The following is a 15,165-nucleotide window of genomic DNA, read 5'->3' as shown; positions in this document are numbered from 1 at the left end:
CGATCCGGCAATGTCACGGCCCTTGATCACCAACCCGGCGATGACCGTGACTGGCTCGCCGGCCTCTATCTCGCGTGGTCCGGCCATTGGTTTGCGTCCGGCTGGTTGCACGTAAAGTTGGCATTGGTGCTGGCGCTGTCCGCGGTCCACGGCTTTTTTTCCCGCTGGGTGAAGGATTCCGCCGCCGACCGGCGCGTGCGGAGCACTGTGCGGATGTTCCGCGCCACTTAGTGCATACAGTTGGCGTCACCGCTGAGCTGCTCCAGTAGCGCTTTGGCCTCCTTCAGAACCGGCGGGTTACGTGATGGTTCGCTGGGACAAAGATCCACTCTACGTGAATGCGCGACCGTGGGCGGGGAGTCCGCGATCGGAGGCTCTCGAGGGGAACGGCTTCGCCCTTGATCACTAGAATGGCCTATCAGTTCAGGGGGATCATCGCGCCTGCGACGCCACCACGGCGGAGATCTCCTCAAGAAGGGCCGCGTGCTGCTCCCAGGGTATGCTGTCGACACTCATCTGCGGTCGCCCGGGATTATCGACCCGGCTGTCATCGACCGCCTGCCCGGTTTCCACCGCAGCCGAAAGGATCCGGTGATCCATGTCGCGATTGAAATAACGCAGGAGAACTTCCCGTAACGCTGGCTTCGTGCAGGCCATTGCAGCAAGGAGCCCATACCCTCCCCAGTTCGACACACCGGCGACGATGAGCGAATCGACCGGAGTCGTCGCGGCGATCACCTTGCCATTGGGAATTCCGCTTTCGATGATTTCCTTGGGCAAGGATCCCATCCCAATCTCATTGCCCCCGTCCCCGATGCCGATCGTGTACCAGCGACGCTTTGCGGCGGGGTCGTCAAAGAGAAGATGGAGCGGTGCTGTTTCGCGCGACATGTCCCATCCGTGCTCCCTGTGGGGCTTTCCATCCGAAGCCGGAGAAACCCGCTCTATCGCGATCAAGTGAGTGATCGGCCGATCGCCTGTCTCTAGGTACTGCCGCAGGCGGAGAACCGAACTCTCCGTCGTCGACACGACCTCAAGATTGACGGGCATCGGCAGCGCATCGACCACGGCCCATACCGCCTTTGCACACGGTGTGTCGGTAATGACCGTGACCGGGATGCCTGCATTTGCGAGGCCTGCGGCTAAGTGGGCCATCCCGCCGAGCCCGTCCGTTTCTGGAGAAGGCGGCTCCGCGTGCTGGATGTAGAAGCCGGTAACAATGCCGACATGCGCGTTGGGCGTGTTCATGATGGCCTCTGCGGCGCGGGCGAGATTGCCTTTTGCCCACTCGGTCATCTGGTCGATATCGCGTTTGACTTTGCGCCCAATGATCGCCTCGATCCGGGCTACCGACTCGTTCACTGTATCCACCTCGACTTGGCTTCTCGAAGGTGCCGGTTGGTTCTGGCAGGCTTTTCCGGTCTCCCTGCAATGGCATCGGTCCTTCTGCTCCGTTCGCGTACCGAGCACAAGCACCCGAATTTCCGAATGTCATCCAAAGATCGTCAGGTTCGTGTTGGCTTCCGGGGATGGAATAGCTCTTCGACGGACTGTTTCGGGTCCTTGATCCGAGAGCGGTCCTTGCGATCGTTCTTGTGTGCTTCGAGGTTCTGCAGGAACCGGAAGCGCGGCGATCGAGTCGCGTGTCCCGATCGGCCGTGCTTGGTCATGCCGAAACCCTTTTGGCCACCATGCGTCATCTGATCACCAACGAACGCGTGCGGCTCGTTTCTTCCCCGGGAACCGCCACCGGGGCCGAGCTTCATGCAGTTCGCCGAAAGCACAATCAAAGGGAAAGATAGCCCTGATCGTCAAAAGGCGCGAGACTGGGGCGGTCGGTTTGGGAGAACAGAGCCAAGTAACCAGCGCGAGCGTGCCTTCACGGGAGTCGCGCGAAGTGCTACACTATTTTCAATATCAACACCGGTGCCGTGAGCTTGCCGTTGCGAGGAGATCGACAAAGATATCCCAACGCGGCAATGCGTTTTGCGCGTGAGCGAGGGGGCGGCAAACTCTGAAAGGAGACCCTCCATGGCTCTTTATGCCTTGCAGACGGCTTACGCCCCTGTCGGGTGGGCAGCCCTGCTCAAAGATCCTCAGAACCGCATGGAGGCCGTCAAACCCGTTGTTCAACGGCTCGGCGGCAGTGTCGTCGACGGCTGGTTGACGTTCGGCGATTACGACGTGCTGGTGATCTGTCAGCTGCCGGACAATGTGAGCGCCACGGCGCTGTCCATGGCGATCTCAGCTGGTGGGGCGGTTAAGAGTGTCAAGACCACGCCGCTCGTGACCTTCGACGAAGGGCTTGAGGCTCTCAAGAAGGCCAAGGACGCAGGATATACGCCGCCACCAGGCGAATTCCCGTACTTTGGCGTGTATCGCGGCGCGTGACGCCTCGACGAGTAGTGAACCGCAACTTGAATCAAAAGGAAAGCTTTAAGAGCGAGGAGGCATCTTATGGTGACGCTGCTCGATGATTCCGCGCTTGATACGATCTTTCGTGAGGCGCGTACCCAAAACAAGTGGTTCGATAAGCCGGTTTCGCGTGAGCAACTCGCTGCGCTGTACGATCTGATGCGCTGGGGTCCGACCAGCGCGAACTGCTTCCCCGTGCGCATCGTGTTCGTGACGACGCCGGCGGCGAAGGAGCGATTAAAGCCCCTCGTCCTCGAGGGTAACCGGCAAAAGGTGACAGACGCGCCGGTGACAGCGATCATCGGTTACGACACCAGGTTCTACGACTGGCTGCCGCGCCTGTTTCCGCACGTTGATGCCCGATCCTGGTTTATCGACAAGCCCGGTTTTGCCGAAACAACAGCTTTCCGCAACAGCAGCCTGCAGGGCGCCTACTTTATCATGGCGGCGCGGGCCATCGGGCTCGACTGCGGACCGATGTCTGGGTTCGACAATGAGGCTGTCGATCGGGAATTCTTCCCCGGTGGCCAAGTCAAATCGAACTTTATCTGTGCCATCGGCTATGGCGATCCGGCGGGCTTGTTTGAACGTCTGCCGCGTCCGGATATCAACGAGGTGTGCTCGTTCGTGTAACTGATGTGCGTGTGCAGCGTGATCGCGGTCGCCATGCTGGCTCGTTTGAGTGTCAATCGGCGTTGGATTGGGACCCTGTGTCGGCGCCCAAAAGGGCCCCCAGCCAGTGGAAGACCGGTCTGAGTAAGGGTTAGCGCCCGCCTGGTAGCGAATGTTGCGTGGCCCCTGGCGACAGTGGCCGCGAGGCGTACAGCGCGATTGCACACGGATCTGAAGATAGCTCTCCGGGCCTCGAGGAGGACCAACGTCGTGAAACGGGATTTCGACCTCATCGTCTATGGCGCGACGGGCTACACCGGCCGTCTCATCGCCGAATATCTGGCGACGTCCTATCGCGGCGACGATGCTCCGTCCTGGGCGATCGCCGGGCGCGCGACCGACAAGCTCCAGAAGGTGCGTGCCGACATCGGCGCACCAGACGATTTGCCTTTGGTGAAGGCGGATGCCGCCGAGCCGGCCAGCCTGCGTTCGATGTGCGAGCGTGCGGCCGTGATTATCACGACAGTCGGGCCCTATCAGCTCTACGGCCCCGAGCTTGTGGCGGCCTGCGCGGCCACGGGCACTGGCTATGTCGATCTGTGCGGCGAACCGGCGTGGATGCGGCGCATGATCGACGCCCATCACGAAGAGGCGAAACGGACCGGCGCGCGCATCGTCTTCTCCTGCGGCTTCGATTCCATCCCGTTCGATCTCGGCGTGCTCACGTTGCAGGAGAAGGCGCGCGAGAAATTCGGACGCCCGGCGCGGCGGGTTAAAGCCCGCCTTCGTAAGGTGAAAGGCGGTATGTCGGGCGGCACCGCGGCAAGCGCCCAGGCGACGCTGGCGGCTGCGGCGCGCGAGCCGTCCCTGATCCGGCTGCTGACCGATCCCTTCGCGCTGGCGCCGGGTTTCACTGGGCCGGCTCAGCCGTCGGGCCTTATCCCCGAATACGACCCGAGCATGAACGTGTGGCTCGTGCCGTTCCCCATGGCGCCGGTCAACACCAAGAACGTGCACCGCACGAATTCCTGTTGGGTCATCCCTACGGCACGGACTTCGTTTACGACGAGATGATGGTCGCGCCGGGATTTGGGGAAATCGGTCGCGTGACGACTGAGACGTTCGCCACGATTGTTTCCTTGTTCCGGACCGGCGGTCTCAATCCCGGCGCAGGTCCGACTCGGGACGAACGCGAGAAGGGCTTCTACGACATTCTTTTCCTGGGCGAGCTGCCGGATGGCGGACGGGTCGAGGCGGTAGTCACGGGCGACCGCGATCCGGGCTACGGTTCGACCAGCAAGATGATCCCGGCCTGATGATCTTGAAGGGCCCCGGCGTGGAATACGTCGGGGCCATTTGTTTAGGCTGTATCCATAAACCGCGCAGATATGGGCTCAGGGGCGCGAAGCGGAAACCATATGCCCGATCCGAGCGTTACCGGTTGTGACCTATCTCGGAAGTCGACCCTAGCCCGGCAGCCGCCCGATGTGCTTTGATGCCTTGCGACCGAAATCACCAATCTAGGGGCAATTCCTTGATGGGCGAACGGGTGGAAAGGCGGCTGGCGGCTGTGCTGGCTGCGGATGTGGCGGGTTATAGCCGCCTTATGGGTCTAGACGAGGAAGGCACGCTGGCACGACTAAAGGCTGCCAGAAAGGCTATCGTTGACCCCGCCATCGCCTCCCATCGCGGGCGCCTCGTTAAGACAACCGGCGATGGCTTGCTAATTGAGTTTGCTGCGGATGTCGGCATCGAGTACCCAGTTCACCGGCTCCGTCGTGATGGCTTCGCGCACCACCCGCAGCGCCTGATGAGCACTGCGTCTGGGTCGGAAGCCAAAGGAGCAATCGAGGAAGTCGGCTTCATAGATGGCGCTCAAGGCCTCCGCCACCGCGACCTGGACGATTTTGTCTTCCAGCGCGGGGATGCCAAGAGGCCGCTGACCGCCGTCGGCCTTTGGGATGTACGTCCGGCGAACCGGCAACGGCCGATAGTGGCCGCCATGGACCCTGTCGGCTAGCTAGATCGCGAAGATTTCCTTCGAGGTCTTGCCCGTAGGATTCCACTGTCACCCCGTCTACCCCGGGCGCCGCCTGCCGCCGCAGCCGTCGATACGCCCTTTCGAGCGCAGCGACGTCAACGTGGTGCAGCAGCGCCGTAAACCTGGTCTGGCGCGACCGTTTGGCCGCCTCATTCACCCTGGTGAGATTGGCTGACAGGATGACCCGGCTCTGTGTCCGGTCCCGTGCCTGCTCACCGGAGTTTCCCATCAGTCGGGGCCTTCCCTCCGGTCGACTCGTTGCCTTCGCCGCCATCGACAGTACTACGCCCCGATCCGCCACCCTGCCGTGCCTTGGGAACGGCCTCTGCTTTTCGCTCGGCCAGTTCTCCCTCCGGTGACGAGCCGGAGCACACGACAGGGCTTCTCAGGTTCCCATGATTTCTGTGCGCGCGTGATGTGGTCTCCGACCCCGGCGGCCCAAAACCTGCTCGCCTTTAGCGCAGATCCCGGTGTTGCCTTCGATTTTTGAAGCAGCCTCGGCGACCGCGACGATCCCATTACGTGGCCCAATACACACCCTGCGCGCTTGCTGTCTACGCTTGGTCCTGCCGTTACCGGTTTGGACCCAAGACTCGCTACGAGGCGTCTGGCTAAGACCTACCTCGGCAGAACTTTCATCCGCTAGACATCATGAGCTTCTCCTGACGCACTTCAAATCGGGGAGGCGCAACCACCGATACCGACATTTGCTTCAGGTTGCGATCTGACCGTCGGAGTGGGTCCGCCAAGGACGGCACTCTCCGGGATAGGACGACGCACGATGCTGTGCGCAAGTCGCGACGGCGTCCCTTTGGTATCAGACGAAGGCGCTCAGTCCGGTAATGGACTTGCCAACGATCAGGGTGTTCATCTCCCTGGTTCCTTCATAGGAATAGATCGCCTCCGCGTCGGCCACGAACCGCCCGATGTGGTTCTCCAGCAGGATGCCGTTGCCGCCGAGCAGCTCGCGTGCGTAGCCAACGGTCTCGCGGCATTTGACGGTGCAGAACGCCTTGGCAAGCGAGGCATGCTCGTCCCGCATCACGCCTTCGTCCTGAAGCTGCGCGAGCCGCAGCATCATCGCCTGGGTCGCGGTGACGTTGCCGAGCATGCGCACCAGCAGATCCTGCACGAGCTGGAAGCCGCCGATCGGCTTGCCGAACTGCTTTCGCTCGGTCGCGTAATGCAGCGCGTGCTCATACGCGCCCATCTGACAGCCAACGGCGAACCATGCCACGCCGGTGCGGGTCATCCGCAGCACCTTGGCAGTGTCCTTGAACGTGTTGGCATTCTGGAGGCGGTCAGTCTCCGGCACGCGGCAGTCCTTCAAGGTGATCAGGCCGTTCTGCACGACGCGGAGCGCCATCTTGGTCTTGATCTTCTCGACCGCGAATCCGGGATTGTCCTTCCCGACGACGAAGCCCTTGACCTGGTTCGTGTCCTCCTCGCGCGCCCAGATCACATTGATGTCGGCGAAGGTGGCGTTGCCGATCCACTTTTTTTGGCCGTTGAGGATCCAAACGTCGCCCTCGCGCCGGCAGGTCGTCGTCATCCCGCCCGACGTGGCGGAGCCGACCTGGGGCTCGGTCAGGCCGAACGAGCCGATCTTCTCGAAGCGCATCATGGCCGGCAGCCAGCGCTGCTTCTGCGCCTCGTCGCCGCACAGATAGATCGAGCCCGCCGACAACCCCGTATGCACACCCCAGAAGGTCGCGACCGAGGAATCGACGCGCGCGAGCTCCATGGCGACGAAGCCGTTCAGCAGCCAGCTGCCACCGGCCGCGCCGTAGCCTTGGTAACCGACGCCACCGATGCCGGTCTCCGCCATCTTCGGAATGATCGCGAACGGGAATTCATCGCGCCCCCAATATTCTTCGATCACCGGAGCGACCACGCCTTCCGCGAAGTCGCGAACGCGCCGGACCAGCGCACGCTCGCTGTCGTTCAGCAGACTTGCGATCCGATAGAAGTCACCTTCAATCGGCGGTGGCACATAGTCGGGCCTCCCCGTCCGTGTCGCCTGCGGGTCCGCCATGGTTCCCTCCCTCATGCGTGGTGAGGTTCCTTTGATGTTTCGTGGACCCGGCAGCACGATGGGCTCCCGCCGGGACGCATCTCGTCACAGATCCTGGACGGTGACGTCAAACCGATTTGTTCGGTCGAACGCTGGCGCGGATCTCCTCGAAGCTCTCCTTCACGCGATCGTGGATGATCTTCACCGCGTCCGTGGTCGATTGTCTCGCGGTCGATGCGCTTTCCTGCGCGCCCTGAACCGTGATTTCAAACACCTTTCTCGCGAATTCGGTCTGCAACGCGATGTTCTCGTGAACCTTGCCGAGCGGCTTGTATTCGCGCGCGAGCGTCGCCGCCTCCCGCAATCCCGCCTCCAGCACCTCGCGCTGCTTCTGCGCCACCGATTGCGCGCCTTGCGCGGCCAATTTCGCGCTTTCACTGAGGGCGTCGATGTTCTTCTTCTGGGTCTGGAGCAACTCGTCCACGTTCAGCTTCGGCAGGCCGAGATCGCTGCCGAACTTTCTCAGCATGTCGATGTATGAGGTCGTGTCCGTCATGATATCCTCCCTTGTGGTTATGCTTAGGACTGGCGGCGTCAGCCCCCGGACGTTGGAATGAGATTCTTGACGTAACTGGCCGTTCGCGACAGCAAGGATAACGGCTCGACCTGCCTGCTCTCATCGGCCAGGAATGCCTCGATCAGCGCCGCGGTTTCCGCAGGCCGGGTCACCAGGAACAGGTGCCCATCGTCGATCATGCAGAGTTCGGCGTTCGGGATCAGGCCTGCCAGGATGTGACCATTGATCGGAGGGACAAGAGGATCGTCGCTGCCCATCAGCACGAGCGTCGGCTGCGGCAGTGACCACAGCCATGGCAGGCTGGTCCAGCCCGCCATCGCGAGAAGCTGATAGAGGTAACCGATATTGCGCGTACCATGCATCGCGGCCGCATGCCGGCCGATCAATGACGGGTCGTCGCGAAACGCTCCACCATAGATGTCCGCCGCAATCCTGTTCATGTAGCCCTTGTCGATGTAGCGGCGCGGTGTCGCCATCTTCCACAACACCGAGGGGCTTGCCGGCACCATGGTGAAGCCGGGCGCCGTCGCGGCAAGCACCAGCCGTCGGCACAGTCTTGGATATTGATGCGCGAATTGCTGCGCGATTCCGCCGCCCCAGGACACGCCGGCGACGTCGACCTCTGCATAGCCCAGCTCCGCGACGAGCCCCGCCGCAAGCCGTGCCAGCGTCGACGGGCGATATGGCAACAGCGGTCTTGGCGAACCGCCGACGCCGGGAACGTCGAAGATGACAGTGGTCGTGCTCGTGAGCGCTTCGAGGAACGGCCTCGCCAGCTCCCAGTTGGCGCCGATCCCGTTGAACAGCAACAGCGGCGGCCCATGGCCGCTTCCATGCCTGACCGCGACCTGAAGCGGTTGACCGTCAATCGTGATCATTCGGGCTTCGATCCCGCCCGATTTCGCGACCACGGCCGGTTCGGCCCGGCCCCCGCTGGTGGGATTGTCATTCAAAGACGTAGGTCCCCGGAGCAGCACCAAGGGCCGGGTGGCGCGCGCTGCCGGGCGAAGCAGGCGCCGCCACTTCCTCGCCCGAGCGGGCATGCAGCCAATCGCGCCAGTCGAGCCACCAGCTTCCCTTCCGCTTTTCGGCCGAAGCCTGGAACGCGTCGGGTGAGCCCGTACCGACTGGCCCGATCATGAAGGACGCCTTCGGATTGGCCGGCGGATTGAGCAGGCTTTGCAGGTGTCCGCTGTTCGAAAGCACGAAGGTGGTGCCCTCGCCCATGATCTGGGCTGTCTTGTAGACCCCCTTCCATGGCGTGATGTGGTCGGTGACGCCGGCGACGACATAGCTGTCGGCCTTCACCTTGCTCATATCGACGATCTTGTCGTTGAGCGTGAGCTTGCCGGCATTCACGAACGGGTTGGTGGAATACAGGTCGAGATAGTCGCCGTGCAGCGCTGCCGGCAGCCGCGTCGTGTCGGCGTTCCAGTAGAGGATGTCGAAAGCCGGCGGCTGGTTGCCGAGCAGATAATTGTTCACCCAATAGTTCCAGATCAGGTCGTTGGGCCGCATCCAGGCGAACATCCGCGCCAGATCGTGGCCGTCGACGATGCCGCGCAGCCGCGAGGACTCCTTGGCCAAGCTCATGGTTTCGGGCGTCATCAGGCAGCCGAAGGTGCTCTCCTCGGCCGAGTTGGGATCGAGCAGGCAAACCGCCAGCACCAGGTTCTTGATCTTCTTCTCGGCTGCGCTGCCGAGGGTCGCGAAATAGGCGGTCGACGTGATACCGCCGGAGCAGGACCCCATCAGGGTGATGTCTTCACTGCCGGAGATCTCGCGGGCCGCATCGACAGCTTCGTCGAGCGCAGCGACGTAGGTATCCAGGCCCCAGTCGCGATGTGCCTCCGTCGGATTGCGCCAACTGACGGCGAAGGTCTGTATGCCGCTCTCGAGCAAAAATCTGATCAGGCTCTTGTCCGGAGAGAGATCAAGCGCGTAGTATTTGTTGATCTGCGGCGGGGTCACGAGCAGCGGCCGCTTCCAGACGGTCGCCGTCATCGGCGTGTACTGGATCAGCTCGAGCAGCTCGTTGCGCAGCACCACCGCGCCCGGCGTGACCGCGAGGTTCTCGCCGACCTTGAACGCGCTGGTGTCTACCATCGACGGCATGCCGCGATTGCGGGTGAGATCGTCGAAATAGTTTTTCAATCCACGCCACAGGCTCTGTCCACCGCTGTCGACGAACTTGCGGACTGCTGCGGGATTGGTCACCATCGCGTTGGTCGGTGCTACCGCGTCGATCAGGATCTCGGTGACCAGGCGCGCGCGCGCCTTGTCGATGTCGCTGAGGCTGGTCTTGTCGACAAGACCATTGACGGCCTCGCCCCACGCCAGATAGGCCTTGAGCAAGCCGCTGTGCAGCGAGCTCTCCTTCCATGTCGGGTCCGCGAACCGCTTGTCGCCGGCCTTTGGCGCGCGCTCGGACTTGCCGGCGACGATGGAGCCGAGCTCGCCGACGAAGGCGAGCCACTGTTCCGTTGCGACCTTCGGCTCGTTGATGACGGCCTTGAACAGGATGCCGGCGCTGTCGAGCAGATCCTGGCCTTGGATGGCGACGAGCGGATTGAGCGCCAGCGTATTCCTGGATGCCTCCTCGGATATTTCCGCCCGCGATGATGTCGGGCCGGGATTTTCCGTGCTCATGACTATCTCGTCTCCGTCGCGGGAATCAGCAATGCCAGCGTCTCGGCGATCAGGGCAGGCTTTTCCGACCCCTCCACTTCCAGCGTGTTCTGGGTCTTCATGACCACCTGCCCACGCTCCTTCGGCTCGACGCCGGCAAGAACGACACGCAGCCTGACCCGCGCGCCCGCCGGCACCGGCGCGAGAAAGCGCACCTTGTCGATGCCGTAGTTCAGGCCGGCCGCGGCGTCGACGGGGATGACGCCGACCTGCATCGACAGCGGAGCCACCATCGCCAGCGCCAGATAGCCGTGCGCGACCGGACCGCGAAACGGGCTTTCACGGCGCGCCCGTTCGACATCGACATGAATCCACTGATGGTCGCCGGTGCAGGCGGCGAACGTATCGATGCGCGCCTGGTCGATCACGGCCCAATCGGACAGGCCAAGTTCCTCTCCAATTCGTTCGCTCAAACCGGCAAGGGTGAGGTTGCCCACGTTTTCCTCCTTTGATGCTTTTCGCCGACCGGGATCGAACGGCTACCCGGGGTCGAACGGCTACATGTCGCCGTAGCGTTTGCGCAGCTCCTTCTTGTTGATCTTGCCGACGCTGGTCTTGGGGATGTTGTCGATGAAGAGGATCTTCTCGGGAATTCCGTATCGCGAGATGACGCCCTTGTCGGCGAACGCCTTGAGATGACTTTTCACGATCGCATCGGTGACATCATTTGTCTCCGCCGGTTCCTTGACCACGAGCGCAAGCGGACGCTCGCCCCAGCGGTCATCCTTGACGCCGATGACGGCCGCCTCCTCCACGCCGGGGCATTGTGTGATCAGGTCCTCGATCTGCAACGAGGACACCCACTCACCGCCGGTCTTGATTACGTCCTTGAGGCGGTCGGTGATGTGGACGTAACCGCCCGGGCTCACCACCGCGATGTCGTTGGTGTGCAGGTAGCCGCCGGCCCAGAGCTCTTCCGAGCCCTCGGGATTGTTGTAGTAACCCTGCGTCAGCCAGGGCGAGCGCAGCACGATCTCTCCGGACGACTTGCCGTCATGGGGGACATCGTTCATGTCCTCGTCGACGATGCGCAGATCGACCAGCGGGGCCGCCATGCCCGCCTTGGTCCGGAACTCCACCTCCTGGTCGTGATCGCCGCTCAGGTCGCGCGACCTGACGTGGGCCACCGCGGCGATCGGGCCGGTCTCGGACATGCCGTAGCCGGCGAAGATGTCGATGCCGGCGGCGAGCGCCTGCTTCGCCAGCGCTTTCGGCAACGCCGAGCCGCCGATCACCATCTTCAGGCCCGCAAGGTCTGTTTTCGTCGCCGCCGCGGCGTTCAGCAGCATTTGCAAAATCGTCGGAACGCCGTGGGTGAACGTGACGCCCTCGCTCTTGATCAGCTTGACGAGCATCGCCGGGTCATAGCGCCCGGGATAGACCTGCTTGACGCCGGCCAGCGTCGCGGCCCAGGGAAAGCCCCAGGCGTGCACATGGAACATGGGCGTGATCGGCATATACACGTCGTCGCGCGAGAACCGGCCCTGCTGGCTCGCCATCCCGAAGAACGCCAGCTCGCATAGCGAATGCAGCACAAGCTGCCGATGGCTGTAATAGACCCCCTTGGGCAAGCCGGTCGTGCCGGTGGTGTAGAAGGTCGTCGCCTGCGTGTCCTCGTCGAAATCCGGAAAGTCATAGTCGGGCGACGCGTCGGCGAGCAGGCGCTCATATTCGCCGGCAAACGGCAGGCTTCCGGTCTCGGCTCGGGGACGATCCGACATTACGACGAGCGTCTTGACCTTCGTGAGCTGCGGCCTGATGCCCTCCAGCAAGCCGACGAACTCGTCGTTGACGAGCAGCGTGGAGGCGCCGGCGTGATCGATCGTATACGCGATCTGGTCCGGCGACAGCCGCACGTTGACCGTCTGCAACACCGCCCCCATCATCGGGATCGCGAAGAAGGCCTCGAGGAACCTGTTACTGTCCCAGTCCAACACGCCGACCGTGTCGCCGGGCTCGATACCGAGCCGGCTCAGCGCGGAGGCGAGGCGGGCGATTCGCTCTCCGAGCTGCCGATAGGTCAGCCGCTTTTGATCGCGATAGACGATCTCCTGCTCGGGCGATTGCAGCAGCGGGGTATGCCATAGCTGCTTGAGAATCAGGGGATATCGATAAGCGGATTTGGCGACCTGGATCAGCCTTCCCACCATGGCGGCCTCCCTCGAAACGTTGCCTCGCGCTCGGCTCCTCGCGACGTCCGCAATTATGATCTGCGGATCGCCTCGGCCGGTCGTCCCTTACACGACGATTCCATCACCCGACGTGGACACCGACCGTCGCGTGACGCGTGGTGTTTGTGAAGGTCCGAAACGGACATCAACGGGGTCCAGAACGGACAGGTTACGACCACTCCGGCATTCGTTCTTGAATAACGCTGCTCATTTCGCGATTTGCGGCGGCGCGTCATCCGGCCGACGCGCCGCAAATCCGACATTGCTTCTGACGATCCAAAAAGCTGCTATCGTTGCCGAGGCCACGGGCTGGAGGGTGAACGGGAGCGCGCCCATTTCGGATGCTCCGTTACAAAGGCGGATCTGATTGCAAAAAATTCGGCAGCATCATTCTTCCCCGTCGTCACCACCGCCCTCGGACGGGGCGAAAGGATCGCCGATCGTTGGCTTAAGCGAACGCATATACGAGACGACCAAGCTTGCCGCGCTGTTCGACATGCTGTTGAACCAGGGGCACCCGGCCAGCGAGATATTGAAGAACGTCAATCTGCCGGCGAAGGAGGTGTATTCCTCGAAAACCCGGATCTCGCTCAAGCAATTGCTGACAGCCTGCAAGAATGCCGTCCGGCTCTCGAGGGATCCGCATCTCGCCTATCGGATCGGCGCATCCATCCATATCTCGACCTACGGGATGTACGGTTTTGCCATCCTGTGCTGTCCCGACTTTCGCAGGACGATGCAGTTCGCGACGCGGTACCACATGCTCGCCGCACCCTTGGCTGCGATCAGCTTCAGCGAGGAGAACGGATCCGCCACCTGGTCCATCGAGCCCAATCTGCACGCCACGACGGACCCCGCGCTGTATCGGTTCATCACCGAGATGCAGATCGGAATACACATCTCGCTGATGCGCGACGTCATGGGTCCCGCGTTCGCTCCGGACGAGATCTGCCTCGCCTACCCGGGCGTCGGAGACGCCGGCTTTCCGAAAGACGAACTGCGATGTCGCATTGGCTTCGCGAAACCCGCTAACAAGATCGTTTTCCGCTCCACATGGCTGGAGCAGGAGGCAAGTCTCGGCAACAAAACCACCTATCCGTCGATCGTCGCGCTATGCGATGACCTGCTCGACGATTTGATTTTGCGAATCGGCGTCGCCGGAAAGGTTCGCGAACTTCTGCTGACCGATATCGCCAACCCACCAACCTCCTCGGAGGCAGCCAGGCTTCTCGGCATGAACGACCGCTCCCTGCGCCGCAAGCTTCGGCAGCAGGGTCTTTCCTATCGCGGCTTGCTGGATGAGCTCCGCACCCAAATTGCGGTGAAGTATCTCCGCACGACCAGGCTCTCGAACGATGACATCGCCCTGGCGCTCGGATTCAGCGACGCCGCGAATTTCCGTCGCGCGTTCCATCGATGGACGAACAAGGCGCCAAGCGACATCAGGGCAGAATAGGCCACCTGGCTCGCCCATCCATTTCACCCGACTTCATCCGCCGGACGGCTGCAAACCAGCCTGTCGTCCGGTCGCTGGGCAGCCTTTCGCTCGCCTCTCACGCTAAGGAGGCGGATCGGCTCCTTGCAACCGCGCAAGACGTGGACACCTTCGTCGACAAACGCTTTCGCAAGATCCTGACTCCCCTCTGCCAACAGCGCCTCCAAGAATTGACCGGTCACCAGCACCGGAGCATCGAGAATTCGGCAATAAGATTCAACGCGGCTCGCGATATTCACGGTGTCCCCGACCAGGGTGAGCTCGAGCCGCCTTTCGCTGCCGACATCTCCCTGCACGACCTCGCCGTAGTGAATGCCGACGGCGATGCGGACGGCGTCCTCGTTGCAGCCGATGCGCTGCTGATTCCGGCATTCGATTGCGTTCACGATTTCCAGCGCGCATCGAGCCGCGTTTGTGGCATCTCGCCGACTCGTCAGGGGCGGACCAAAAAATGCCATGAGCCCGTCACCCAGATATTTGTCGACCGATCCGTGATTGGAGAAAACCGCCTCACTCAGGAGGTGAAGCAGATCGCGCAGCATGCCGATGACGAGGTCTGGAGGCTTTCCCGACGAATACGCGGTAAAGCCTATCATGTCGGCAAACAGGACAGTGGCGGGTTGACGGCGTGCGAAAGAGAAGGGCGTATGAATGCCGACAAGCTGGTCGACAATTTTCGGCGAGAAGAAGCGAGCAAGGTTTGCCCGTTCCTGCTCAACTTCCTTGACGCGCAGGTTTGCCGAAACGTTCCGGAGCACCAGGATGGTGGCAATCAGGATCGAAACCAGGCTCACCGCAAACCGCAACGGGGCGGCTCCATCCGCCTCAAGTCCGTGCATGAGCATGTAGCTGAGGACCGTAAGAAGTGCGCAAGCGACGCCCGTGATCACGATGCCGCGGCGACGAAGGTCATGAGCGGCAATCAAGACAACAGTCACGTAGAGCGACGCCACTGCAAAGTGGAGGGACGTCAGCGTGTCAACAAGAAAAATGCCGATCGCGAGCGCGGCCGCCACGGGAAGGGAACGGAGCCCGATAAGATAGCGCAGCATCGAACCATCGCTTTTCGTTCGTCGGATCTGCTGCCTATGCCGGAGCCAGAAGCCGGCACGTCAGCAAATTCGCGCATCGCCGATCGGACGAGACCTGGAA

General features: G+C 62.2%; 14 protein-coding genes and 2 pseudogenes. 7 read left to right on the top strand and 9 right to left on the bottom strand.

The annotated features are described in order from the left end of the window. Nucleotides 1-31: 31 nt before the first annotated feature. A pseudogene (locus tag IVB18_RS17820) lies at nt 32-204 on the top strand (CopD family protein); the annotation flags it as partial. A 228-nt stretch (nt 205-432) separates the two neighbouring features. On the opposite strand, the gene IVB18_RS17815 reads toward IVB18_RS17820, so the two are convergent. Then, entirely contained in the window at nt 433-1,362 is a 930-nt protein-coding gene (locus IVB18_RS17815; protein WP_247990330.1) for a glutamate cyclase domain-containing protein, read from the bottom strand. Between the two features lie 669 nt (nt 1,363-2,031). Between IVB18_RS17815 and IVB18_RS17810 the strand changes: the two genes are divergently transcribed. From IVB18_RS17810 to IVB18_RS17790, 5 genes and pseudogenes are all read left to right on the top strand, one after another. Next, complete coding sequence (locus IVB18_RS17810; protein WP_247990329.1) at nt 2,032-2,391, top strand: GYD domain-containing protein; 360 nt, start codon at nt 2,032-2,034, stop codon at nt 2,389-2,391. A 66-nt stretch (nt 2,392-2,457) separates the two neighbouring features. Next, nucleotides 2,458-3,048: a malonic semialdehyde reductase gene (locus IVB18_RS17805; protein ID WP_247990328.1), complete on the top strand. Its 591-nt coding sequence runs from the start codon at nt 2,458-2,460 to the stop codon at nt 3,046-3,048. 249 nt (nt 3,049-3,297) lie between these two features. Next, nucleotides 3,298-4,101 (top strand): saccharopine dehydrogenase NADP-binding domain-containing protein, encoded by an 804-nt coding sequence (locus tag IVB18_RS17800; RefSeq protein WP_247990327.1) that lies wholly within the window; start codon nt 3,298-3,300, stop codon nt 4,099-4,101. 32 nt (nt 4,102-4,133) lie between these two features. Continuing rightward, a complete protein-coding gene (locus tag IVB18_RS17795; protein WP_247990326.1) occupies nt 4,134-4,343 on the top strand; it encodes a hypothetical protein in 210 nt (69 codons plus the stop codon). 221 nt (nt 4,344-4,564) lie between these two features. Then, nucleotides 4,565-4,774 (top strand): annotated as a pseudogene (locus IVB18_RS17790) (adenylate/guanylate cyclase domain-containing protein); the annotation flags it as partial. On the opposite strand, the gene IVB18_RS17785 reads toward IVB18_RS17790, so the two are convergent. From IVB18_RS17785 to IVB18_RS17755, 7 genes are all read right to left on the bottom strand, one after another. Beyond that, a complete protein-coding gene (locus IVB18_RS17785; protein ID WP_247991666.1) occupies nt 4,751-5,011 on the bottom strand; it encodes a reverse transcriptase domain-containing protein in 261 nt (86 codons plus the stop codon). The pseudogene IVB18_RS17790 and the gene IVB18_RS17785 sit on opposite strands and share 24 nt — an antisense overlap. 874 nt (nt 5,012-5,885) lie before the next feature. Then, entirely contained in the window at nt 5,886-7,103 is a 1,218-nt protein-coding gene (locus tag IVB18_RS17780) for an acyl-CoA dehydrogenase family protein (protein ID WP_247990325.1), read from the bottom strand. Between the two features lie 106 nt (nt 7,104-7,209). After that, on the bottom strand, nt 7,210-7,638 hold the full coding sequence (phaP, locus tag IVB18_RS17775; RefSeq protein WP_247990324.1) for a TIGR01841 family phasin: 429 nt from the start codon (nt 7,636-7,638) through the stop codon (nt 7,210-7,212). Nucleotides 7,639-7,676: 38 nt separating this feature from the next. Then, complete coding sequence (phaZ, locus tag IVB18_RS17770) at nt 7,677-8,537, bottom strand: poly(3-hydroxyalkanoate) depolymerase (protein ID WP_247990323.1); 861 nt, start codon at nt 8,535-8,537, stop codon at nt 7,677-7,679. A 67-nt stretch (nt 8,538-8,604) separates the two neighbouring features. Continuing rightward, the gene (locus IVB18_RS17765) at nt 8,605-10,308 is read right to left on the bottom strand and encodes an alpha/beta fold hydrolase (protein WP_247990322.1); all 1,704 of its coding nucleotides are present in this window, start codon (nt 10,306-10,308) and stop codon (nt 8,605-8,607) included. A gap of 2 nt (nt 10,309-10,310) precedes the next feature. Further along, nucleotides 10,311-10,784, bottom strand: coding sequence for a MaoC family dehydratase (locus IVB18_RS17760; protein WP_247990321.1), 474 nt, complete (start codon nt 10,782-10,784; stop codon nt 10,311-10,313). Nucleotides 10,785-10,844: 60 nt separating this feature from the next. After that, on the bottom strand, nt 10,845-12,497 hold the full coding sequence (locus IVB18_RS17755; RefSeq protein ID WP_247990320.1) for a fatty acid--CoA ligase: 1,653 nt from the start codon (nt 12,495-12,497) through the stop codon (nt 10,845-10,847). Nucleotides 12,498-13,020: 523 nt separating this feature from the next. Here IVB18_RS17755 and IVB18_RS17750 point away from each other — a divergent pair. Then, entirely contained in the window at nt 13,021-13,974 is a 954-nt protein-coding gene (locus tag IVB18_RS17750; RefSeq protein WP_247990319.1) for an AraC family transcriptional regulator, read from the top strand. A 23-nt stretch (nt 13,975-13,997) separates the two neighbouring features. Here IVB18_RS17750 and IVB18_RS17745 read toward each other — a convergent pair whose 3' ends face one another. Beyond that, nucleotides 13,998-15,065: an adenylate/guanylate cyclase domain-containing protein gene (locus tag IVB18_RS17745; protein ID WP_247990318.1), complete on the bottom strand. Its 1,068-nt coding sequence runs from the start codon at nt 15,063-15,065 to the stop codon at nt 13,998-14,000. Nucleotides 15,066-15,165 lie beyond the last annotated feature (100 nt).

The organism is Bradyrhizobium sp. 186, from assembly GCF_023101685.1.
Classification (GTDB): Bacteria; Pseudomonadota; Alphaproteobacteria; order Rhizobiales; family Xanthobacteraceae; genus Bradyrhizobium.
Note: the sequence above shows the minus strand (reverse complement) of the source record. Positions and strands in the feature narration are given on the sequence as shown.

Excerpts from the sequence above, each read along its gene's own strand:
- IVB18_RS17805 (WP_247990328.1), top strand. The coding sequence starts at position 2,458 with ATGGTGACGCTGCTCGATGATTCCGCGCTTGATACGATCTTTCGTGAG.
- IVB18_RS17810 (WP_247990329.1), top strand. The coding sequence starts at position 2,032 with ATGGCTCTTTATGCCTTGCAGACGGCTTACGCCCCTGTCGGGTGGGCA.
- IVB18_RS17755 (WP_247990320.1), bottom strand. The coding sequence starts at position 12,497 with ATGGTGGGAAGGCTGATCCAGGTCGCCAAATCCGCTTATCGATATCCC.
- IVB18_RS17765 (WP_247990322.1), bottom strand. The coding sequence starts at position 10,308 with ATGAGCACGGAAAATCCCGGCCCGACATCATCGCGGGCGGAAATATCC.
- phaZ (WP_247990323.1), bottom strand. The coding sequence starts at position 8,537 with ATGATCACGATTGACGGTCAACCGCTTCAGGTCGCGGTCAGGCATGGA.
- IVB18_RS17780 (WP_247990325.1), bottom strand. The coding sequence starts at position 7,103 with ATGGCGGACCCGCAGGCGACACGGACGGGGAGGCCCGACTATGTGCCA.
- phaP (WP_247990324.1), bottom strand. The coding sequence starts at position 7,638 with ATGACGGACACGACCTCATACATCGACATGCTGAGAAAGTTCGGCAGC.
- IVB18_RS17745 (WP_247990318.1), bottom strand. The coding sequence starts at position 15,065 with ATGCTGCGCTATCTTATCGGGCTCCGTTCCCTTCCCGTGGCGGCCGCG.